The sequence below is a fragment of the Mesorhizobium jarvisii genome, assembly GCF_003601985.1.
Taxonomy (GTDB): Bacteria; Pseudomonadota; Alphaproteobacteria; order Rhizobiales; family Rhizobiaceae; genus Mesorhizobium; species Mesorhizobium jarvisii.
Genome location: NZ_QZXA01000005.1, coordinates 298,377 through 318,503, shown reverse-complemented (window position 1 = coordinate 318,503; position 20,127 = coordinate 298,377). Strand labels below are relative to the sequence as shown.

At 64.3% G+C, this 20,127-nt stretch carries 22 protein-coding genes; 10 read left to right on the top strand and 12 right to left on the bottom strand.

Annotated elements, in window-relative coordinates; translation table 11 throughout:
- Position 1 precedes the first annotated feature (1 nt).
- Genes D3242_RS15165 through D3242_RS15155 form a run of 3 tightly spaced genes read right to left on the bottom strand, consistent with a single transcriptional unit; the run spans position 2 to position 4,799 of the window.
- Complete coding sequence (locus tag D3242_RS15165; RefSeq protein WP_064980613.1) at positions 2-2,821, bottom strand: DUF4159 domain-containing protein; 2,820 nt, start codon at positions 2,819-2,821, stop codon at positions 2-4.
- Complete coding sequence (locus D3242_RS15160; RefSeq protein WP_038649130.1) at positions 2,818-3,795, bottom strand: DUF58 domain-containing protein; 978 nt, start codon at positions 3,793-3,795, stop codon at positions 2,818-2,820. The genes D3242_RS15165 and D3242_RS15160 overlap by 4 nt, the downstream gene beginning before the upstream one ends.
- Positions 3,795-4,799, bottom strand: a complete 1,005-nt coding sequence (locus D3242_RS15155; protein ID WP_019860694.1) for an AAA family ATPase — start codon at positions 4,797-4,799, stop codon at positions 3,795-3,797. The genes D3242_RS15160 and D3242_RS15155 overlap by 1 nt, the downstream gene beginning before the upstream one ends.
- A gap of 141 nt (positions 4,800-4,940) precedes the next feature.
- Here D3242_RS15155 and D3242_RS15150 point away from each other — a divergent pair, with 141 nt between their 5' ends.
- The 3 genes from D3242_RS15150 to D3242_RS15140 are packed head-to-tail and all read left to right on the top strand — an operon-like array spanning position 4,941 to position 7,461.
- Positions 4,941-5,570 carry a DUF1285 domain-containing protein gene (locus D3242_RS15150; protein ID WP_064980612.1) on the top strand — a complete coding sequence of 210 codons (630 nt, stop codon included), beginning with the start codon at positions 4,941-4,943 and terminating at the stop codon, positions 5,568-5,570.
- Positions 5,570-6,202 (top strand): CoA pyrophosphatase, encoded by a 633-nt coding sequence (locus D3242_RS15145; protein WP_038653270.1) that lies wholly within the window; start codon positions 5,570-5,572, stop codon positions 6,200-6,202. The genes D3242_RS15150 and D3242_RS15145 overlap by 1 nt, the downstream gene beginning before the upstream one ends.
- Entirely contained in the window at positions 6,199-7,461 is a 1,263-nt protein-coding gene (locus tag D3242_RS15140) for a CCA tRNA nucleotidyltransferase (protein ID WP_064980611.1), read from the top strand. The genes D3242_RS15145 and D3242_RS15140 overlap by 4 nt, the downstream gene beginning before the upstream one ends.
- An 80-nt stretch (positions 7,462-7,541) precedes the next feature.
- On the opposite strand, the gene D3242_RS33790 is transcribed toward D3242_RS15140, so the two are convergent.
- The 4 genes from D3242_RS33790 to hemF form a co-directional block, all read right to left on the bottom strand.
- Positions 7,542-8,522: a S8 family serine peptidase gene (locus D3242_RS33790; RefSeq protein ID WP_081295865.1), complete on the bottom strand. Its 981-nt coding sequence runs from the start codon at positions 8,520-8,522 to the stop codon at positions 7,542-7,544.
- An 86-nt stretch (positions 8,523-8,608) separates the two neighbouring features.
- Positions 8,609-9,187, bottom strand: coding sequence for a hypothetical protein (locus tag D3242_RS15130; RefSeq protein ID WP_064980610.1), 579 nt, complete (start codon positions 9,185-9,187; stop codon positions 8,609-8,611).
- 260 nt (positions 9,188-9,447) lie between these two features.
- Positions 9,448-9,633: a DUF1059 domain-containing protein gene (locus D3242_RS15125; protein WP_027047304.1), complete on the bottom strand. Its 186-nt coding sequence runs from the start codon at positions 9,631-9,633 to the stop codon at positions 9,448-9,450.
- 192 nt (positions 9,634-9,825) lie between these two features.
- A complete protein-coding gene (hemF, locus tag D3242_RS15120; RefSeq protein WP_019860687.1) occupies positions 9,826-10,740 on the bottom strand; it encodes an oxygen-dependent coproporphyrinogen oxidase in 915 nt (304 codons plus the stop codon).
- A gap of 171 nt (positions 10,741-10,911) precedes the next feature.
- On the opposite strand from hemF, the gene D3242_RS15115 reads away from it, so the two are divergent.
- On the top strand, positions 10,912-11,169 hold the full coding sequence (locus D3242_RS15115) for a hypothetical protein (RefSeq protein WP_023770299.1): 258 nt from the start codon (positions 10,912-10,914) through the stop codon (positions 11,167-11,169).
- Here D3242_RS15115 and D3242_RS15110 read toward each other — a convergent pair.
- The 3 genes from D3242_RS15110 to D3242_RS15100 all read right to left on the bottom strand — a co-directional run bounded on the left by D3242_RS15110 (position 11,166) and on the right by D3242_RS15100 (position 12,475).
- On the bottom strand, positions 11,166-11,375 hold the full coding sequence (locus D3242_RS15110; RefSeq protein WP_019860686.1) for a hypothetical protein: 210 nt from the start codon (positions 11,373-11,375) through the stop codon (positions 11,166-11,168). The genes D3242_RS15115 and D3242_RS15110 overlap by 4 nt on opposite strands.
- Positions 11,376-11,418: 43 nt before the next feature.
- The gene (soxR, locus tag D3242_RS15105) at positions 11,419-11,862 is read right to left on the bottom strand and encodes a redox-sensitive transcriptional activator SoxR (RefSeq protein ID WP_064980609.1); all 444 of its coding nucleotides are present in this window, start codon (positions 11,860-11,862) and stop codon (positions 11,419-11,421) included.
- 154 nt (positions 11,863-12,016) lie between these two features.
- A complete protein-coding gene (locus tag D3242_RS15100; RefSeq protein ID WP_038649114.1) occupies positions 12,017-12,475 on the bottom strand; it encodes a tRNA (cytidine(34)-2'-O)-methyltransferase in 459 nt (152 codons plus the stop codon).
- A 491-nt stretch (positions 12,476-12,966) separates the two neighbouring features.
- Here D3242_RS15100 and D3242_RS15095 point away from each other — a divergent pair, with 491 nt between their 5' ends.
- Genes D3242_RS15095 through D3242_RS15075 form a run of 5 tightly spaced genes read left to right on the top strand, consistent with a single transcriptional unit; the run spans position 12,967 to position 17,958 of the window.
- Positions 12,967-13,362, top strand: coding sequence for a hypothetical protein (locus D3242_RS15095; RefSeq protein ID WP_081295906.1), 396 nt, complete (start codon positions 12,967-12,969; stop codon positions 13,360-13,362).
- Between the two features lie 30 nt (positions 13,363-13,392).
- On the top strand, positions 13,393-15,279 hold the full coding sequence (locus D3242_RS15090; protein WP_019860680.1) for an ABC transporter ATP-binding protein: 1,887 nt from the start codon (positions 13,393-13,395) through the stop codon (positions 15,277-15,279).
- Positions 15,280-15,289: 10 nt separating this feature from the next.
- A complete protein-coding gene (locus tag D3242_RS15085) occupies positions 15,290-17,173 on the top strand; it encodes an ABC transporter ATP-binding protein (protein ID WP_038649108.1) in 1,884 nt (627 codons plus the stop codon).
- 4 nt (positions 17,174-17,177) lie between these two features.
- Positions 17,178-17,645, top strand: a complete 468-nt coding sequence (locus tag D3242_RS15080; protein ID WP_051726863.1) for a GNAT family N-acetyltransferase — start codon at positions 17,178-17,180, stop codon at positions 17,643-17,645.
- Position 17,646: 1 nt separating this feature from the next.
- A complete protein-coding gene (locus tag D3242_RS15075; RefSeq protein ID WP_064980607.1) occupies positions 17,647-17,958 on the top strand; it encodes a DUF6665 family protein in 312 nt (103 codons plus the stop codon).
- Here the strand turns inward: D3242_RS15075 and D3242_RS15070 are convergent.
- Both D3242_RS15070 and D3242_RS15065 read right to left on the bottom strand, forming a co-directional pair.
- Positions 17,939-18,823 carry an alpha/beta fold hydrolase gene (locus tag D3242_RS15070; protein ID WP_064980606.1) on the bottom strand — a complete coding sequence of 295 codons (885 nt, stop codon included), beginning with the start codon at positions 18,821-18,823 and terminating at the stop codon, positions 17,939-17,941. The two genes, D3242_RS15075 and D3242_RS15070, sit on opposite strands and share 20 nt — an antisense overlap.
- A gap of 71 nt (positions 18,824-18,894) precedes the next feature.
- Positions 18,895-19,239: a cupin domain-containing protein gene (locus tag D3242_RS15065; protein ID WP_019860674.1), complete on the bottom strand. Its 345-nt coding sequence runs from the start codon at positions 19,237-19,239 to the stop codon at positions 18,895-18,897.
- A 315-nt stretch (positions 19,240-19,554) separates the two neighbouring features.
- On the opposite strand from D3242_RS15065, the gene petA reads away from it, so the two are divergent.
- Complete coding sequence (gene petA, locus D3242_RS15060) at positions 19,555-20,115, top strand: ubiquinol-cytochrome c reductase iron-sulfur subunit (RefSeq protein WP_010911121.1); 561 nt, start codon at positions 19,555-19,557, stop codon at positions 20,113-20,115.
- Positions 20,116-20,127: the final 12 nt, after the last annotated feature.

Genomic DNA, 20,127 nt, shown 5'->3' with positions numbered 1-20,127 from the left:
GTTACTGCCCCAGCCGTTCGAGCAGAATGGGGACATGCACCTGGTCGGATTTGTAGTTGCCGGTCAGCATATACATCATGATGTTGACGCCGGCGCGCAGCGCGTAGACGCGCTGCATCGGGTCGGCTGGCACGGTCGGCAGCAGCGGGTCGCCATTCTCGTCGACCGCCCAGGCGCCGGCGAAATCATTGGCGGTGATCATGATCGGCGAGACGCCGTCGCCGGTGCGCACCGGCCGGTTGTCGGCGTTGCTGGCGTCGAGCGAGGCCTCGACCCAGAGCGGGCTGCCGGCGAAGCGGCCGGGGAACTCCGGCAGGATGAAGAAGGACTTGGTCAGCACGTGGTCCGACGGCACGGGCTCCAGCGGCGGCACGTTGAGGTTGGCGAGGATGTCGCGCAGCCGCTCTGTCGCCGGGCTGGTCGAATCGGCGCCGATGCCGTTGGCGAACTGGTCGCGCGTGTCGAACAGCACCGTGCCGCCCTGTTGCATATAGGCGTCGATGCGGGCGATCGCAGCCTGGCTCGGCATCGGGGCGGCCGGATCGATCGGCCAGTAGATCAGCGGATAGAAGGACAGTTCGTCCTTCGCAATGTCGACACCGGCAGGCGCGCCGGGTTCCAGCGCGGTCTTTTCGATCAGGAAGCGGGTCAGGCCCTCGAGCCCGGCGCGGCTGATCGAATCGTCGCCCGGCACGCCGGTCAGCACATAGGCGATGCGGGTCTTCGAAATCGCCGTGATGGCCGCCTCGTCGCCCGGCTTGGCATCGTCGGCGCGGGCGAAATCGGCATGGCCGAACAGCGCGCCAAGCGCGATCACGACCGCTGCGGTGGTGGCCACAGCGCCGGCACGGCGCCGCCGGCGCGAGAACAGCCCGCCCATCCAGAACACGGCCAGCGTGTCGAGCAGCATCAGCACCAGGGCTGATGTGACCAGCGAACCTTTCAGATTGCGGGATTCATCGAAGGCGTACTGGATTGATGTGACCGGAACAGTGAGTTGCGGGCGCGCCAGCGGCACGAACGTGCTTGCGGCGTCGAGCAGGTTGTGGGCGAAGACGCCGGTATCCGAGCCGTAAAGGCCGGGCGGGTTCTCGAAGGTCACCCGCGCGCCGGCGCTCGGCACCAGCGGCCGTGCATCCGGCGTCGGCGGCACCAGCGAGCCGTCGGCCGCGATCATGCGGTAGGGTGCCAGCGATGTGGCGGCGGCTTCGGCATTGGCGATCGCCGCGCCCTGGTTGCGCGACAGCTGCACGATGCGGCGCAGCATCTCGACGAAGCTGCCCGAGATCGGCAGGTTCGACCATGTCGCCTCGGGCGTGACGTGGAACAGCACCAGCGTGCCCTTGCCCTTCTTCAGCCCGGTGACCAGCGGCGTGCCGTCGGCAAGAGCGGCCCAGGTGCGCTCGACGATATCGGGCGTCGGTTCGGCCAGCACCTGCCTGCTCACGGTGACTTCAGTGGGCGGCGCCAGATCGGCGAAGGGACCGGCCTTGGGGAATTCGGTGACCGGCTGCGGCGAGGTCCAGGACAGCGCGCCACCGAGCGAACGCTCGCCGGTGCGCAGGCGAACCGGCAGCAGATCGTCGTCATTGCCGGCGGCGGCCAGCCGCGAGCCGGCGAAACGCACCAGCGTACCGCCATTGTCGACCCAGTCGACCAATCGCTGCCGGACCTGCGCCGGAATGGTGCCGATGTCGGCCATGATGATCATCGCCGGCTTCTGGTCGAGGATCTGCGGGATGGCGTCGGCGAGATCGGCGCTGGAGGGTTCGACCAGATCGGCGAAGGGCTGCAGCGCGCGCCTGATATAGTAGAGCGGTGACAGAAGCGGCTGCGCCTGGTCGGCCTCGGCCTGCGATAAGAGCCCGACGCGGCGGCGCTTGGAGCTTTCGTCGAGCACGCGCACCGCACCCGCCTGGCGTTCGCCGTCGAGGGCGATCGAAGCGAAGTCGTTGCGCAGCTCGAACGGCACCGCCATGGTGCCGGTGGCGGTGGCTTCGCCGGGCGTGAAGGTCAGCGTCGCATCGGCGATGCGGCGGCCCTTGTCGTCGAAGGCGCCGGCGGTGACCTGCGCCGGTGCCGGGTCACCCGGCGCGCGGATGGCGGTGAGCGCGAAACCGTCGACCTGGTTGTCCGCGCCGGTGAGGCCGGTCAGCGAAAGCCGGTCGGCCGTTGCCCAAACCACGCGTGCCGCATTCTTCGACAACAGCGTGTTGAAGGCGGCCTCGTCGCCCTTGGCCGCGAGGCCGTCGGCCAGCACGGCGACACTGGCGCCGGGCAAGGTCTGCAGCACGCCGGCGACGCGGGCATAGACGGCGGGCCGGTCGGTCGGGATCGGCCGCGGCTTGGCGGCGCGCAGCCGGTCGAGTGCGGCGGCGGCATCGAAGGGGCCGATCTCCGCATTGGCCTTTTCGGCGGTGAAGGCGATGATGACCGGCACGCCGTTCGAGCCGGCATCCTTGATGAGCCGCTCGGCGGTGGCGACGCGCTTGTTCCAGTCGGCGGCGCTCGCCCAGTCATTGTCGATGACCAGTGCAAGGGCTGCACCCTCGGCCGGCAGTTTTTCGCGCGGGTTGAAGACCGGCTCGGCCAGGGCCGCGACGATGAGGCCCGCCATCAGCAGCCTGAGCAGCGTCAGCCACCAGGGGCTTTGATGCGGCGTCTCCTCGCGCTTCAAGACGCGCGCCAGGATCTTCAGCGGCGGGAAGATCTCGGCCTGCGGCTTGGGCGGCGTCAGCCTGAGCAGCCACCAGATCACCGGCAGCGCCAGCAGGCCCCACAGCACCGTGGGAGCGCCAAAGGAGAGCGGCAGCCAGCTCATGCGCCAACCACCTTTCCAGGTTGACCGCCAGCGGCGGTCGGCCCGAATTGACCAGCGCGGCCGCCGGCGCTAGGCCCGGCATAACCCCCATCGGCGGTCATGGCCATGTGCAGGCGCACCAGCGCGTCGGACGCGAGCCGATCGGTGTGGTTGACGGTAAAACTCCAGCCGAGCCGCTTGCACCAGCCGGCCAGCTCCTGGCGGCGGGCGGTGTAGAGCAGGCGGTATTCGTCACCGAGCATTTCGGCGCGTCCGGCGGTCAGCTTTTCGCCGGTCTCGGGGTCGGTGAACTCGGTGCGGCCGGCATAGGGGAAGGTTTCCTCGGCCGGGTCGGCAACCTCGATCAGATGGGCTCGCACGCCATGGCGGGCGAGCACGTCGAGCCATTCCATCGTCTCCTCGACCGGGTCGAGGAAATCGCTGGCGATGACGATGTCGCAGAAGCGCCTGATGTCGGTGAGGTCAGGCTTCGCCGGCAAGTCGCCGGCATGCATCAGCTGGGCGGCGATGCGCTCGGCGCCGTTGCGGGCGGTGAACGGATCGGTCAGGCCCGGCCAGGCGATGCGCTCGCCGCTGCGCGACAACAATTCGGCCATGGCCAGCGCCAGCACCAGCGCGCGCGACTGCTTGGAGACGCTGGCGCCGGTCGATTTGTAGAGCATGGACGGCGAGGGGTCGGCCCACAGCCATACCGTATGGGCGGCTTCCCATTCGCGGTCGCGCACATAGGTGTGGTCGTCGCGCGCCGAGCGGCGCCAGTCGATGCGTGAGGAGTCGCCCTCGACATAGGGCCGGAACTGCCAGAAATTCTCGCCGATGCCTCGTTTGCGGCGGCCATGCCAGCCGGCGATCACGGTGTTGACGATGCGCCGCGCCTCGACCAGCAGGTCGGGCACCAGCGAAGCCCGCAACCGGCCACGGGCGAGCGCGTCGCGCGTCGCTGCCGGAGCCTGGACCTCGCCGATACGCGCCATCAAATCCCTTTCACGAGTTTCGCCACCACGTCACGTACGCTGGTGCCTTCGGCGCGGGCGGCGAAGGTCAGCGCCATGCGGTGCTGTAGCGCCGGCTCGGCCAGCGCCCGCACGTCGTCGACCGAGGGCGCCAGCCGCCCATCGTAGAGCGCGCGCGCCCTCGTGCACAGCATCAGCGCCTGGCTGGCGCGCGGGCCGGGACCCCAGGCGACATGCTTGTCGGTCTCGGCATTGCCTTGCCCGGGACGCGCCGAACGCACCAGAGTGAGGATCGCCTCGACGACGCTTTCGGGCACCGGCATGCGGCGGATGAGCGTCTGGATCTCCTTCAATCGCGCCGGCTGCAGCACGTTCTGCGCCTTGGCGTCCTCGATGCCTGTGGTTTCCAGGAGGATGCGGCGCTCGGCCTCGATTTCGGGGTAGAGGATATCGACCTGCATCAGGAAGCGGTCGAGCTGGGCTTCCGGCAACGGATAGGTGCCTTCCTGCTCCAGCGGGTTCTGCGTCGCCAGCACATGGAAGGGGGCGGGCAGGTCATAGCGGGCGCCGGCAATGGTGACGTGGTATTCCTGCATGGCCTGCAGCAGCGCCGACTGGGTGCGCGGCGAGGCGCGGTTGATCTCGTCAGCCATCAGCAGCTGGGCGAAGATCGGCCCGGGGATAAAGCGGAAGGAACGTTTGCCGGTCTCGTCCTGCTCCATCACCTCGGAACCGAGGATGTCGGACGGCATCAGGTCGGGCGTAAACTGGATGCGGCGCGAATCGAGGCCGAGCACGATTCCCAGCGTTTCGACCAGCTTGGTCTTGGCGAGGCCGGGAACACCGACCAGCAGCGCATGGCCACCGGCCAGCAGCGCCACGAGCGTCCGCTCGATAACACTCTCCTGGCCGAAGATCACCCGGCCGACCCCGTCGCGGATTCTGGAAATGTCGGCCAGCGCCTTTTCGGCCTCGGCGATCATATCCGTTTCGCTGATCGGGCTTTCCTTGACCATCACGCTCATTCGGCTCGATCCCTTTGGTTGGAAATACCGGCCCGCACCATATCATAGGTTGCCGCGATTCGGCCTCGCGTAGCGCCTATGGTCGAACTTAAATCACAGACTTAGGCTGACAAGCGGAACAACAGTGACTATTTCGTGACGATGACGGAACACGACGAACATCGCCAACAAAGCCTTACGCAGGCAACCGAGGCGCGCGGCCTGGAAGCGCTGATCTCGCGCGCGGCGCGTGCCGGCAAGGGTGCGGCGCCCGTCGAACGCTGGAATCCCGACTTTTGCGGCGATCTCGACATGGAGATCAAGGCCGACGGCACCTGGTTCTATCTCGGCACGCCGATCGGCCGCATGCCGCTGGTGCAGCTTTTTTCCTCGGTGCTGCGCAAGGACGCGGACGGAAGGACTTATCTGGTCACGCCTGTGGAAAAGGTCGGCATCCGCGTCGCCGATGCGCCGTTCATCGCCGTCGAAATGGATGTTTCGGGCAGTGGCGACGAACAGATCATCACCTTCCGCACCAATGTCGGCGACGTGGTCGAGGCGGGGCCGGAACGGCCGCTGCGTTTCATCGACGAGAACGAGACCGGGGGCCTGAAGCCCTATGTGTTGGTGCGCGGCAGGCTGGAAGCGCTGGTCGGGCGGCCTGTCATGTACGAGCTGGTCGGGCATGGCGAGGAGATCGAGATCGGCGGCAAGGCGATGTTTGCCGTGCGCTCAAAGGGCGCGGTGTTCCCGATCATGCCGGCGGACCAGTTGAAACGGCTCAGCGTATGATGGACCGCGTGTCACTGATGCCGTTTTCATCGGCGGATTTTCGCGCGCGCTTCGCCGCCCAGCCGGATGCCCATGCCGGCGACGATTATGGCGACCATCGCTTCAATCCGGGCCATCCGCGGCTGAACCCGGGCAAGCCGCTGCGCAATGCGGCGGTGCTGATCCCCGTGGTCGATCACGAAGACGAAGCGACGGTTTTGCTGACCAAGCGGGCCGAAAAGCTGCGCAACCATTCGGGGCAGGTGGCCTTTCCCGGCGGCACCATCGATGCGACCGATGCCAGCCCGGAGGCGGCGGCGCTGCGCGAAACCTTCGAGGAGATCGGCCTCGATCAGGACCGCATCGAGATCATCGGCCGCATGCCCGACTATGTCGCCGGCAGCGGCTATCGCATCGCGCCGGTGCTGGGCATCGTGCGGCCCGGCTTCCAGCTCGACTTGAATGCCGACGAGGTCGATGCCGCCTTCGAAGTGCCGCTGCGCTTTCTGATGGATCCGGTGAATCACAAGCGCGACAGCCGCATGTGGAACGATCTCGAATGGTTCTTCTACGACATGCCCTATGGCGACCGCCGCATCTGGGGCGTCACCGCCGGCATCATCCGCACGCTCTATGAAAGGCTCTATGCGTGAGTGTTTCGATCGCGGGCAGGGCCGACTGGCTTGCCGACAAGCATTTGCAGCGCCTGCTTGCCGCCCTGGCAGAAGGCGGCGAGGAGGCCCGTGTCGCCGGGGGCGCCGTGCGCAACACGCTGATGGGCCAGCCGGTCGCCGATGTCGACATCGCCACCACCTGTTTGCCGGAGGAAATCATCCGCCGCGCCGAGACGGAGGGTTTCAAGCCGGTGCCGACCGGTATCGAGCATGGTACCGTCACGGTGGTCGCCGGCGGTAAGCCCTATGAAATCACCACTTTGCGCGCCGATGTCGAGACCGACGGCCGCCGCGCCAAGGTGTCGTTCGGGCGCGACTGGAAACTCGATGCCGAGCGGCGCGACTTCACCATCAACGCCCTCTACGCGGACGCGGATGGCTCCGTCGTCGACCTGGTCGGCGGCATCGCCGATATCGAGGTGCGACGGCTGCGCTTTATCGGTGATGCGGAGGCACGCATCCGTGAGGATTATCTACGCATCCTGCGCTTTTTCCGCTTTTTCGCCTGGTATGGCGAAGGCCGGCCTGACGCCGAGGGGCTGAAGGCCTGCGCCCGGCTGAAGGATGGCCTGGCGCAACTTTCGGCGGAGCGCGTCTGGTCCGAGCTGAAGAAACTGCTTTCGGCGCCTGATCCGTCGCGGGCGCTGTTGTGGATGCGGCAGGCTGGCGTTTTGACCGCCGCGCTGCCGGAAAGCGAGAAATGGGGCATCGACGCGATCCACGGGCTGACCAAGGCGGAGAAGGATCTGGGCTGGGCGGCCGATCCGATGCTGCGGCTGGAGGCGATCGTGCCGCCGGATGCCGCGCGCATGAAGACGCTGGCCGAGCGGCTGAGGTTTTCGACCGCGGAATCAGACCGTTTGCGCTACTGGGCGATCTCCACGACCGTTGAGCCGAAGACGACCGAGGGCGAACTGGCGAAAAGGCTCTATCGCGGCGACCGGCAAGGGGTTGTCGACCGCCTGCGGCTGTCGCTTGCCGGAGCCCGGGTGCGCGCTGTCGAGGACAATAACGCGCTGCTCGAAGCCGGCGGCTTTTCGCGCCTGCTGGCCTTCGCGCTCAAATGGGAAAAACCGGTGTTTCCGCTGAAAGGCGCCGACCTGACGGCGCTCGGCGCCACGCCGGGGCCGAAGCTGGGCGAAATCCTCAAGAACCTCGAGACCGAATGGATCGAGGCGGGATTTGCCCCCGATCGCGGCGCGCTGCTCGAACGCGCCGCGAAGGCGCTTGAAGCTTAGACTTGATCCTGGCCGGACGACCGTGCCGAAAGAAAAGCCATAACCGAGGCGACGATTTGACCGGGCGAAGCGTCGCTTTCCTACCTGATCGCCGTGGGAGCCAGCGCGCGCGAAAGGCTTGCCTCGCCCTTGCCGTAGACGGAGGCGTTGTAGTTGACCAGCGTGTCGGTACGAGCCGTGTTGAGCAGATCGTTGGTGATCTGGATTGGCGTGGCGCTGGTGAATTTGCTGCCGATGATCGCCGCATATCCTGAAATGATCGGTGCGGCGAAGGAGGTGCCATAAAGGCCTGTCTTGCTTCCATCGACACCAACAACGAGGAAGTGGCTTTGCACCAGCGGATTGGAGCCGGCGGTGTTGGAATACCAGGCAAGCTGGGCCTTGCTGGACGTTGTGCCGTTGGTGGACAGCGCACCGACGAAGATCGCGGATGGTTTTCCAATCAGGGCAAGGTCGAGATAGTCCTGCTGGCCGTTCGTGATCCCGCCCACGGCAACCGAATCGTTGCCCGCGGCCTTCGAAACAACAGCCGTTCCCCTGGTGGCATAGGAGATGATGGAGGCCTCTTCCGGGGCCCAGCCGATCTGGTTCGAGCTGTAGCCCGCCCTGGCGTACATGCCGTAGCTCAGATTGAGCACGTTCAGGCCGGGCGCCAGGCCGACGGCGGAACCGGTTGAGAAGTCCTTCGACCTGATGGTCGCCAAGGGCGCGATCATGCCGGCTTCCTCACGCGTCCATTCACCGTGGCGCTGGGTTTGAACCCCGACACCGAAATTGCCGGAGAAGCGCGATGTGCTGGAGAAATCGTCGACTATCGTGATCGTGACGCCCTTGCCCTTGTATCCCGCCGCCCAAGCGGCGCCTACGTCGGGGCTCATCCACCGCTGCACTGTTGGCGTGCCCGCGGCCGGGATCGTTGCGCTCACGCATGTGGACAGGCCGCCGCCGTGGCACAGCGCGGCCATCTCGTCCGCACTGACCGCCTCCTGTGCCGACGCCATCGGCGCCGACAGGATGGCGAGAGCCGTGGCGATACCGAATTTCAGGCAACTCCGGGACATGCTCTTACTCCGTTCAGACAAGAACCAAGACGGGTGATCGCGAATTTCGGGGCGAGATGATTTTCTCATTTACATCCTCCCGGCGATCAGAAAGTAACACGGTAATTCAGCCAGATGTGCTGGCTCTCCGGTTTAGCGTTAACCAGATATTTCAAGGTTTCCTCAGGCGCCATCTGGCTGGCCGCGAGCCGGCAATTGACGCTGTAGGTGCCAAAATCACCGTAGTCGGCTTCGCAGGACTTTTCGGTGAGCTTGCCGCCGATGGTCGTGGTGAGTGAAAGGGAAAGGGTGCTGTTCGGGTTCGGATGCATCTGAGTGAGGAAGCCAAGCTTGAGGCTGGGCTCGATCCGATACTTCTCGCCCTGTTCGCCGGTCCCAAATCCCCAAAGGATGCCGGTATCCTCCGTGATCTGGGTGAGCAGGTCTACATGCATGTCGACCCAGCTTGCCCGGTACCATTGGTTGAAGGAGACAAAGGTCCCGTTCTGCAGTTCGTAGCCGCCATTGCCCAGGCTTCTCGCGCGATCACTGAGCGGCGAGCCCTGATGTATGTCGACCAACGATGTCGTCATGTCCTGGGCAGCAGCCGGGGACGCCCCGATGAGCGCGCCCAGCAGGAACACCATCGTGCCGAACCTCACTCGACTGCCGGACTTTTCGCGCATGCGCGAAACACCTCGCCCCACTGATTCCGGACCAGTGCCTGGTGGCGAAGGGCTTCTCTGGCAGCCCACTGTAGCCGGATTATCCGACCGACAGTGGCACGGGTTCGGTTACCGCGTGGTTTATTTTAGCTGAGGCAAATATGATTTTTTGACCCTGCGGGGTCTGGCTCGCTCGGCGTCCGCGATGGCGCTTCCATTCAATCTCGAAGCGCCAACGCGGCTGTTTTTCCGTTGCCGACGGCTCCTGGCCAGGGCAAAGCCTAGGCGGCGTCGCGCACCTTCTCTATGCGCGAGCGGATCGCTTCGATCATAGTTTCGCGGATTGTCGTCTCGCCATGCGTCTCGCGCATATGCTCGACGGCACGGCGCATCACTTCGGCTTCCTCGTCGGCACGGGTGTGCCACTCACAGCCGGGAACAAGCGAGCCGCAGTGGAATTGCTTCATCGGATTTCTCCTTTTCCTCCAGGGAGCCGGTCGAGGCTCCGCCACTTTTTTGGCCCACGGTCCATTCCCGGACGTGGGCGGGGCGAGAACTATAACACGGGAGGGGCGGTCTGGTTGCATCAAAGCATCGTGCGCCACCCGCCCTGTCTCCTCGACTTGACGCGATTCCGGACGGAATTGCTCCGGCTGATCCTACGGCCAGCGCACCTCCGGCGGCAGGCTGGACAGGATCGAGGCGACGTTGCCGCCGGTCTTCAGGCCGAAGATGGTGCCGCGATCGTGAAGCAGGTTGAATTCGACATAGCGACCACGGCGGATGAGCTGTTCGTCGCGGTCGCCGTCTGTCCAGTTTTCGTTGAAATTGGCGCGCACGAGGTGGCCGTAGACGACGAGGAAGGAGCGTCCGACGTCCTGGACGAAGTTGAAGTCGGCGTTCCAGCCGCCCTTGTCCTCGCCAGAATGCAGCCAGTCGAAGAAAATCCCGCCAACGCCGCGCGGCTCGTTGCGGTGCGGCAGGAAGAAATACTCGTCGCACCAGGCCTTGAATTTCGGGTGGTCGGCAATGGCGGCGTTCTTCTCGCATGCGAACTGCATGGCGCGGTGGAAGGCGACAGTGTCGGGGTCGTCCTGGGTGCGGCGGCGGTCGAGCACCGGCGTCAGATCGGCGCCGCCACCGAACCATTGCCTCGAGGTGACCACCATGCGTGTGTTCATGTGCACGGCCGGAACGTTGGGGTTCCAGGGGTGCGCGATCAGCGAGATGCCGGAGGCCCAAAAACGCGGGTCTTCCTCGGCGCCGGGCATCTGCTTCCTGAATTCGGGCGAGAACTCGCCGTAAACGGTCGAAGTGTGGACGCCGACCTTCTCGAAGACACGGCCATGCATCATCGACATGGTGCCGCCGCCACCCTTGCCGGCATCACGTTCCCAGGGTGTCTTTTCAAAGCGGCCCGGCGACCATGAGGCGAGAGGGCCCTGGAGATCCTGCTCGATCTGCTCGAAAGCGCCGCAGATGCGTTCGCGCAGCGCCTCGAACCACAGGCGCGCCTTCATCTTCTTTTCTTCGATGTCGGCGGGCAGGCCTACCAGTATTTCAGGTCGTTCCAAAATGCCGTCTCCGGTTGCGGGGCGACCGCCCCTACAAATGACTCGTCTTTTGCCGGCGCGATCCCTAATCTCTTAGGGAACAGGGTCAAGTCACTTTGCTTTTGCGCATGATCCTTTCCGAAACTCGGATTCCGATTTTCGGGTCATGCGCCAGGCGCAGGGAGTTGTTTGGTGCGCACCCCGGCAAGACCGCCGCTGGATGGCCTGAAGAAAAGGCTCGATCAAAGCCGGGCTGAGCGCGCACGCATGCCGCGCGACGGTTTTCTGCGTGAGACCTTCGTCCTGCCGCGCTCCGATGCGCGGCTCAAGGCCAAGGAGTGGTTCGAGCGCTTTCCCAAGCAAGCCTACTGGACCGAGATCGAAAGCTGGTTCGAACGCCCGGGCGACCTGATCGAGTTCACGATCAGGCGGTTGCCGGCGGCGGACTAAAGAACGTCACGAGAAAATAGGTCGCGCAATTTTGGAGAATCCAGGATCAGGTTCTCGCCAAGTAGCTTGCCGAATTTTTCAAAGCCCATTTTCCGCGCCTCGTCGAAGCTCAAGGACGTAAAGAGCGTTGGCATGCCGCCGGAGTCCACCCGGTAGATCGTAATGAGTTGTGTCTCTTCTTCAGGTTGGATTAGATGTCCCAGCACTGACGGTTCCTTCCGTATCGCCTCATAGTCGCATTGCTTTCATTCAGGTTGCAACCAACCTTCTCGCCCCAGTGCCTTCCTTCGCCAGCCGGTCGCCCTTGTTCCTGAGCGGGCATTTGTCGATCGACATGCAGCCGCAGCCGATGCAGTCGATCAGCCCGTCGCGCAGTTTCTTCAGCTGGGCGATCTTGTGGTCGAGCGCGTCGCGCCAGGCGGTCGAAAGCAATCCCCAGTCGTCGCGCGTCGGCGTGCGGCCTTCCGGCAGGGAGGCCAGTGCCTCGCCGATTTCGGCCAGCGAGATGCCGACCTCCTGCGCGACCTTGATGATTGCCACCCGCCGCAGCACGTCGCGGCCATAACGCCTCTGGTTGCCTGACGTGCGGTGGCTGCGGATCAGCCCGCGCGTCTCATAAAAATGCAGCGCCGACACCGCGACGCCGCTGCGCATGGCCACCTGGCCGACCGTCAATTCCGTTACCGGTGCCATTTCTCACTTTCCGCTTGACCTCAAGTTAAGTTGAGCTTGTAGCGAAGAAATGTTGATTGGGCAATGACAGGAGAAGGCGATGTGCGCCTGGGTGAGAATGACCGGAGAAACCGCTGTCGTCGGCGACGACGAGGCCATCGATGGGCCGCCGATCCTATCCGAGCTGCCGGACGGCTTCGCCCGCCACCATGGCGACGGACAGCGCGACATTGATGCTGCGCGCGCTGCCCTGCATGGGGATGGTCAGCCGCGCATCCGCCGCCTGATGGACAGGATCCGGCACGCCCGCGGATTCGCGGCCGAACAGAAGCATGTCGCCGTCGGCAAAGCTGAAGTTGGTGTAGGGGGTCGCCGCCTTGGTCGACAGAAGCACCAGCCGGCGCCCGTCCTTCTTGCGCCGGTCCTCGAAGGCGTTCCAGTCGACATGCCGGGTCAGGGCAGCCATTTCGAGGTAGTCCATGCCGGCGCGCTTGAGCGCCTTGTCGGAAAGCGGAAAGCCGGCCGGCTCGATGATGTCGACGCCAAGGCCGAGACAAGCGGCGAAGCGCAGGATTGTCCCGGTATTGCCGGCAATGTCCGGCTGGTAGAGCGCGATGCGGAGACGACAGTTCATTTCCGCATCCTTCTAATAAGTGGCAGATCGGCCACAGGAGTTTCCCGGTTTTGGAAATTCCTGGACCTGCGGGTGGCCATTTTCTGCGAAGTCGGGTATGTCAGTCGCATTGTCAACCCGAACCGATGGAGGGGACACTCATGATGACCATGCACATCCAGCGCCCCTCTCGTGGGCTTGTACGCCTGCCGGCGGCTTCGGTTCGACGATTCTCCTGACTCTCTAAGACTTGATCGCACCGATTCCCGCCGAAACGATTTTTCGGCTCTCGAAGGAATCCTGCGATGTTTTTCAAAAAGTCAAAAGGGCTGAACGCCCCACCTGAACATGTCCGGACCGACTCGTTCAGTCGCGTCCGGACCGACACTTGTCGTGTCCAGACCGATGCCGAGCGTCGGTTGCGGACCGAGGCAATCCGTGCCTCCGGCCGAATGCCGGCGGACGATGTTGCTTGGCCTTTTCATCTCTATTTTCATACGGAGGACGGACCGATGTTCGATCCCTACAGAATACCGGGCTCGAGGAGCCTGCATATCCACCGACTGCCGACCTGGGCACTGCTGATCGGCGAGACCCATTCGTCGGCGGTCCATGCCGAAGTCCGGCGCCGGCCGCATCGCGGCATGCTGCCGGATGTCGATTTCTCGCACGCTGTTCCGGACCCCAGCCGGCCTTCGCTGGTGCGCCGGATCATCCGGCTGATCCGGCCGGGCGCGAAAATCCGGCTTGTCGACATCGCGCCGTCAGGATCAGCAAACGAGCCTGTCGGCGAAAAGCCCGCGAACCCCTATATAGCGCGAAGCAGGGCCGACGGTCCGGATGATTCCGGACCGTCGGCCCTCGGCGCCACACGGTCCGAGGACTTCGTACGTTCACGCGCCGCGTAAGCGGAAAACAGATTTTCACAGGCATGACCTATGTTGTTGTTCAGCTGGTTTGAAAGAAGGCTCGATCCGTTCCCCGCGGCGGAACCGGTCGAGCCGCCCAAGACTCTGGTGGCCTTCTGCCTGCATTATACGCGCGGCGCCTGGCCCTATATCCTTGTCGACGCGGTGCTGGTCGCGGCCATCGCCATCGCGGAAGTGTGGATGTTCGGCTTCCTTGGCCGCATCGTCGACTGGCTGTCGGGGCAGAATCGCGAAACCTTCCTTCAAACGGAAGGCTGGAAGCTTGCCGCCATGGCCTTCATCGTGCTGTTCGCACTGCCGAGCACGGTATGGGTGCATTCGCTGCTCAACCAGCAGACGCTGATGGGCAACTATCCCATGCGCATCCGCTGGCAGGTGCACCGCTACTTGCTCAACCAGTCGATGAGCTTCTACCAGGACGAGTTCGCCGGCCGCATCGCCACCAAGCTGATGCAGACCGCGCTCGCCGTGCGCGAATGCGTCATCAAGGTGATCGACGTGCTCAACTACGTCATAGTCTATTTCCTGGGCATGCTGTTGATCGTCGGCTCCGCCGACTGGCGGCTGGCCGCGCCGCTGGGCGTCTGGCTGGTCGGCTACATCCTGTTGCTGCGTTACTTCATCCCCCGCCTGGGCAAGGTCGGCGAGGAGCAGGCCAATGCGCGCTCGGTCATGACCGGTCGCGTCGTCGACAGCTACTCCAACATCCAGACGGTCAAGCTGTTCAGTCATGCCAAGCGCGAGGCGACTTTCGCCAGGGAAGGCATGATGGGCTTCCTCGACACGGTCTACCGGTCGATGCGGCTGGTGACGGTGCTTTTCGGCACGCTCTACATCCTGAACGCCCTGCTGCTGTTCTCGGTCACCGCCATTTCGCTGTGGCTGTGGATGGGGCAAGTGGTGACGATCGGCGCGGTCGCCGTGGTCATCGGCCTGGTGCTGCGGATGTGGGGCATGTCGCAGTGGATCATGTGGGAGATGTCGGGCCTGTTCGAGAACATCGGCACCGTGCAGGACGGCATCGCCTCGATCTCGCTGCCGCGCCTTGTCGAGGACAGGCCGGACGCGAAGGAGATCGCCGTTTCCAGGGGCGAGATCCGCTTCGAGGATATCCGCTTCCACTATGGCAAGCAGAAGGGCGTGATCGAAAACCTGTCGCTGACGGTGAAGCCGGGCGAGAAGGTCGGCATTGTCGGCCGCTCGGGCGCCGGCAAGTCGACGCTGGTCAATCTGCTGTTGCGCTTCTACGATCTGGAAAGTGGCAAGATCCTGATCGACGGCCAGGAGATCGCCGGCGTGAAGCAGGATTCGCTGCGCGCCCAGATCGGCATGGTCACGCAGGACACCTCGCTGCTGCATCGGTCGGTGCGCGAGAACATCCTCTACGGCCGGCCTGATGCTTCGGACGAGATGCTTGTCGAGGCGGCTCGGCGGGCCGAGGCGCTGGACTTCATTGGCGGGCTCGCCGATCACAAGGGCCGCAAGGGGTTCGACGCCTATGTCGGCGACCGCGGCGTCAAATTGTCCGGCGGCCAGCGGCAACGCATCGCCATTGCTCGCGTTATGTTGAAGGATGCGCCTATACTTATCCTTGACGAGGCGACGTCGGCGCTGGATTCCGAGGCGGAAGCGGCCATCCAGGAGAACCTCTACAAGCTCATGCAGGGCAAGACCGTCATCGCCATCGCCCACCGGCTGTCGACAATCGCGGCGATGGACAGGCTTGTGGTGATGGATCAGGGCCGAGTCATCGAGGAAGGTTCGCATGACGAACTGGTCGCCAAGGGCGGGCTCTACGCGCAGCTCTGGCAACGCCAGTCGGGCGGGTTCCTGCTCGAGGACATACCGGCCGAAATCGCCAATGACGTGATCGCGAAGGGGCAAGCCGCAGAATGATGGCCGCCGCATGATGACAGCCATCTATCGCTGGTTCGAGAACTGGGTCTATCCGTTCAGGGAGCCGGCGAATCTTCGGCCACCGTCGAGCGTCGGCGGCTTTCTCTGGCACTATGTCGGCCAGGCGAAGTTCGCCTTCTTTGCCATGCTGGTCATTGGCGGCATCGCGCCGCTGGTCGAGGCCGGCCTGTTCTACTTCGTCGGGCGGCTGGTCGATATACTCGACCAGCTTCCCGGCGAGCGCAGTTGGCACGCGCTGTGGACCGCCGCCGGCCCCGAGCTGGTGTTCATGATCGCGGTCGTGCTGGTCATCCGTACCATCGTCGTCGGCCTGTCGGCACTGGTCGACGAGCAGACGATCACGCCCGGCTTCTACAATCTGGTGCGCTGGCAGGCGCACCGGCATGTGTCGCGCCAGTCCTATGCCTTCTTCCAGAACGATTTCGCCGGCCGTATCGCGACGAAAGTCTGGCAGGCGGGGCAAGCGACCGGCGACCTGATGGAGAGTTTCATCGAAGTCGTCTGGTTCATGGTCGTCTACACGGTGACGACGCTGGCGCTGGTCGCCGGACTGGATCTCAGACTGGCGGTGCTGGTGGTGATCTGGATCTCCGCCTTCGGCTGGCTGGCAAAGCTCTATCTGCCTGCGATCCGCAAACATGCCGAGGCGACCGCCGAGGCCGGCTCGATGATCAATGGCCGCATCGTCGATTCCTATTCCAACGTGCAGACGCTGAAACTGTTCACGGCCGACGGCGACGACCGCTACATCCGGAACGGCTTCGACATTTATCTCGACGCGCTGCGCCCCTTCACCCGCCGGCTGACCGGCGTGCGCATGGCGCTGACGACGCTGTCGGGCATCATGATCACGGCGATCGGTTGTTTTGCCGTCTATCTCTGGGTCGAGGGCTCGATCACCGTCGGTGCGGTCGCCTTCACGCTGTCGCTGGTGCTGCGGCTCAACATGCTGCTTGGCCGGCTGATGATGCAGCTCAACAGTATTCTGCGCAATCTCGGTGTGCTGGAGAATTCCAAGGCGCTGATCTCGCAGCCGCTCGGGCTTGTCGATGCGCCCGACGCCAGGGAGCTTGTCGTGGCCGGCGGTCGCATCGACGTAAAAGGGGTCGAGTTCCACTACGGCAAGGGGTTCGGCGTGCTGAACGGCATCGACCTCGTCGTCAAGCCGGGCGAAAAGGTCGGACTGGTCGGGCCATCGGGTGCCGGCAAGACCACGCTCGCCAATCTGATCCTGCGGCTCTACGACCTGGAGGGCGGGTCGATCACCATCGATGGCCAGAATGTTTCCGACGTGACGCAGAATTCACTGCGCGCCAATATCGGCGTCGTCAGCCAGGACACCGCGCTCTTCCACCGTTCGCTGCGCGACAACATCAAGCTCGGCATGCCTGACGCAACCGACGCCGACGTGATCGCCGCGGCAAAAAAAGCCGAGGCGCACGACTTCATCCTGGGCCTGCGCGACAACCGGGACCGAGCCGGCTACGAGGCCTTTGTCGGCGAGCGCGGCGTGAAACTGTCGGGCGGACAGCGCCAGCGCGTGGCGATCGCCCGTGTCTTTCTGAAGGACGCGCCGATCCTGATCCTCGACGAGGCGACCTCGGCGCTCGATTCCGACATCGAGGCGGCGATCCAGGAGAATCTCGCCCGGCTGATGGAGGACAAGACGGTTATCGCCATCGCCCACCGGCTGTCGACCATCGCCGCGCTCGACCGTCTTGTGGTGCTGGACGGCGGCCGCATCGTCGAGCAAGGCACGCATGACGAACTGGTGGCGCTCGACGGGCTTTATGCGCGGCTGTGGAAGCGGCAGTCCGGCGGCTTCCTCTATCACGAGGAAAGCGTGCTCGAAGAGACGCGGCCGGCGGAGTAGGCGCATGGGCGGAACGCCGGAAGTCGGTTATGTGCTCAAGCGGCTGCGGCCGACCACGCCGGCCTTCGACAGGCTGAAGGATGAGAGCCGGCTGGAAGGCTACTGGATGCTGGTGCGCCTGGCGGATGGTTGGGCAAGCGGCCGCAACAAGTTCCTGAAGCGGGGCGAGGCGTTGTTCGGGGCGTGGCATGGCGCCGAACTTGCCGGTGTATGCGGGCTGAACATCGATCCCTATGTCGAGGGCAGGGACCAGGGGCGGGTCCGGCACCTGTTCGTCAGCGCGCCTCACCGCCGCGCCGGCCTCGGCCGCATGCTGGTCGAGACCGTCATCGATCGGGCACGCCGCTATTTCACTGCGTTGAACACCCGCGCGCCGCAGGACGCCTTCGGCTTTTATGAAAGGCTTGGCTTCCGGCGCGTGGAAGGCGAAGAATTCGTCACCCACCGCATGCGTTTCGGGAAGGGGAACTGAAATGTCCTTGCGTCCACCATCCCATCTTGCCGGCTCTTCAGCCGCTGAAGCGGCCTTTGGCGCGCTTGGCCACGAAATCTTGGCCGAAAAGGCGGCCGCACTTGGCCGTGCCGGCCAAAAGGTCGAGGAAACGCTGGCCAGGTTGCGCGACAATGCAGATGAGGAGTTGCGCCCCAGGCTTCTCAAGGAGGCCGCCGAGGCGGTGCACGGCTATTTCATCCAGCGCGAGCTGTGCGGCTTGCGCAAGCACGATGGCGTCATCCGCGAATACGACATCCCCAGGGCTGTGCTGGTCAGGCTCGGCGCCCGGTAGGCTCGGAGCTTGCGGCGCTGATTTCCCTATGGAATCGCGCCAGGCGGATGGCGAGCGCTTCGGGATTCTCGTCGGCGACGAAGTGCCCGCTGTCGGCGATGATGTCGCCCACGACTTTTGAGAGCCCGGCCGGCCGCAGGCCATCGACATAGTCGCCGATCTCGCCGGGCTCGGCCGCACCCCTCAGATACAGCACCGGAACCGCGATCGGCTTGCCGGCCCACTTGGCATTGGCCTCGGCATCCTCGGGGAAGGCGCGATACCAGCCGAAACCGGCCTGGAGGCTTTCGGACCGGGAATAGGCCCTTGCGTAGATTTCCCTGGCATCGTCAGCGATCGAGGCCCCGTCCTTCGAAAGCACATTGAAGAAGAAGTCGAAATAGGCGCTCTGATGGCCGCTCACCAGCGTTTCCGGCAAGGCTGGAACGGCATGGAATGCAAAGTGCCAGATCCGCGGATTGCGAATGACCTTCTCCCATGGCGCTACGCCTGGAATGACGACATCCATGATCACCGCGCCGGACAGAATCTCCGGATGGTCGCGCAACAGGGCGAATACGATCTGGCCGCCGACATCATGGCCGGCAACCACCAGGTGCCGCAGCCCGCAAGCTTCGGCGACGCCTCTCATCAGCCTTGCCAGGGTCCGCTTGTCGCCGGCCCGGGGCATGCCTTGCGAGCCACCGATGCAGGGCAGGTCGGGGGCGACGACCCGGTAGTCGGCTGCCAGCCGGCTGATCACCCGTTCGAACGCGTAGGAGCTTTGCGGCCATCCATGCAGCAGGAGGAATGCCGGCGCTTCGGGCGGACCCGCCTCGCGGATGGCAATGCTCAGCCCTTCGATTTCGACGGTCGAGATTTGCATGTCCTGATCCTGCCGACTGCCTATGCCATAGATCTAGTCGGCAATCGGGAAATCGACAGGGCTATCAACCGTCACTCGAGCCACTTCGTGATGAACGTGCCGTTCTCGTGAATGTCGGTCGTTTCCAGCGGACCCGGACCGAGATTGGTGAATTTGTGCGGCGTGTGGGGTGGCACGATGACAATCTGGCCGGCGGAAGCCTCGATTTCCTTGTCGCCCACGGTAAACAGGCCAGTGCCCTGGCGGATGATGAAGATCTCGCTGTAAGGGTGGGAATGCAGCCGCGGGCCGCCGCCTTCATCAGGCAGGTAGTTGAAGATCAGGCAGGAGTTGGAGCCGTAGGCGCCGCCTTGCAGCTCGCCCTTCCAGTGGTCGGAGCGAACCGCCCATTCCTCACGGTCTATGACGTGTGCCATGCCTGGGAGGATAGATCACACCGGCGCCCTGTGTCGAGGCAAGCTGGAGCCCTTGGATTTACGGTTGTTTCCCGGTTGTTTAGCCGCCTTTTGCGGCCATTCGCCGTCCCGCCGGACAATAGGGGATTTTGTCCCCGCGACAATCTGCCCTTGTGCCTTGACCCGTCTGGACAAAAACGGGCTTCACGCATAAACCGAAGTCCAAATGCCGGAGGAATTCGCTAGCCTGTTCGCCATGCGCTGTCGGGTTGGCGTGATTGAGCGGGGAACAAGGCTCGGCCACCGGCGCGGAAGAGGCGAAAGGATCAGGCACCCGTGAGCGCAACCGATATCCACGATCCCAATCGTCGAGATTTTCTTTATGTCGCCACGGGCATGGCTGCCGTGGTCGGGGCCGGCGCCGTCGCCTGGCCTTTCATCGACCAGATGCGCCCCGATGCCTCGACGCTGGCGCTCGCCTCGGTGGAAGTCGATGTCGCCTCGCTGACGCCTGGCATGTCGCTGATCGTCAAGTGGCGCGGCAAGCCGGTCGTGGTGCGCAACCGCACCGAAAAGGAAATGAAGGACGGCGAGGCCGTCAACCTCTCCGATCTCAAGGATCCGATCGCCCGCAACGCCAATCTGCCGGCCGATGCGCCGGCGACCGACGCCAACCGCACCACGCCCGGCAAGGAAGCCTGGATGGTGATGGTTCAGGTCTGCACGCATCTGGGCTGCATCCCGCTCGGCCAGGAAGGCGATTTCGGCGGCTGGTTCTGCCCGTGCCACGGTTCGCAGTACGACACGGCCGGCCGCATCCGCAAAGGCCCGGCGCCCGAGAACATGGCTGTGCCGGTATTCAAATTCATTTCCGATACCAAGATCCTTATCGGTTGAGGCAGGGGATAT

Bases quoted from the DNA above. Each gene is read 5' to 3' on its own strand.
- D3242_RS15165 (WP_064980613.1), bottom strand. From the start codon at position 2,821: ATGAGCTGGCTGCCGCTCTCCTTTGGCGCTCCCACGGTGCTGTGGGGC.
- D3242_RS15160 (WP_038649130.1), bottom strand. From the start codon at position 3,795: ATGGCGCGTATCGGCGAGGTCCAGGCTCCGGCAGCGACGCGCGACGCG.
- D3242_RS15155 (WP_019860694.1), bottom strand. From the start codon at position 4,799: ATGAGCGTGATGGTCAAGGAAAGCCCGATCAGCGAAACGGATATGATC.
- D3242_RS15150 (WP_064980612.1), top strand. From the start codon at position 4,941: ATGACGGAACACGACGAACATCGCCAACAAAGCCTTACGCAGGCAACC.
- D3242_RS15145 (WP_038653270.1), top strand. From the start codon at position 5,570: ATGGACCGCGTGTCACTGATGCCGTTTTCATCGGCGGATTTTCGCGCG.
- D3242_RS33790 (WP_081295865.1), bottom strand. From the start codon at position 8,522: ATGTCCCGGAGTTGCCTGAAATTCGGTATCGCCACGGCTCTCGCCATC.
- D3242_RS15130 (WP_064980610.1), bottom strand. From the start codon at position 9,187: ATGCGCGAAAAGTCCGGCAGTCGAGTGAGGTTCGGCACGATGGTGTTC.
- D3242_RS15125 (WP_027047304.1), bottom strand. From the start codon at position 9,633: ATGAAGCAATTCCACTGCGGCTCGCTTGTTCCCGGCTGTGAGTGGCAC.
- soxR (WP_064980609.1), bottom strand. From the start codon at position 11,862: ATGGCACCGGTAACGGAATTGACGGTCGGCCAGGTGGCCATGCGCAGC.
- D3242_RS15100 (WP_038649114.1), bottom strand. From the start codon at position 12,475: ATGAACTGTCGTCTCCGCATCGCGCTCTACCAGCCGGACATTGCCGGC.
- D3242_RS15095 (WP_081295906.1), top strand. From the start codon at position 12,967: ATGTTCGATCCCTACAGAATACCGGGCTCGAGGAGCCTGCATATCCAC.
- D3242_RS15090 (WP_019860680.1), top strand. From the start codon at position 13,393: ATGTTGTTGTTCAGCTGGTTTGAAAGAAGGCTCGATCCGTTCCCCGCG.
- D3242_RS15085 (WP_038649108.1), top strand. From the start codon at position 15,290: ATGATGACAGCCATCTATCGCTGGTTCGAGAACTGGGTCTATCCGTTC.
- D3242_RS15080 (WP_051726863.1), top strand. From the start codon at position 17,178: ATGGGCGGAACGCCGGAAGTCGGTTATGTGCTCAAGCGGCTGCGGCCG.
- D3242_RS15075 (WP_064980607.1), top strand. From the start codon at position 17,647: ATGTCCTTGCGTCCACCATCCCATCTTGCCGGCTCTTCAGCCGCTGAA.
- D3242_RS15070 (WP_064980606.1), bottom strand. From the start codon at position 18,823: ATGCAAATCTCGACCGTCGAAATCGAAGGGCTGAGCATTGCCATCCGC.
- D3242_RS15065 (WP_019860674.1), bottom strand. From the start codon at position 19,239: ATGGCACACGTCATAGACCGTGAGGAATGGGCGGTTCGCTCCGACCAC.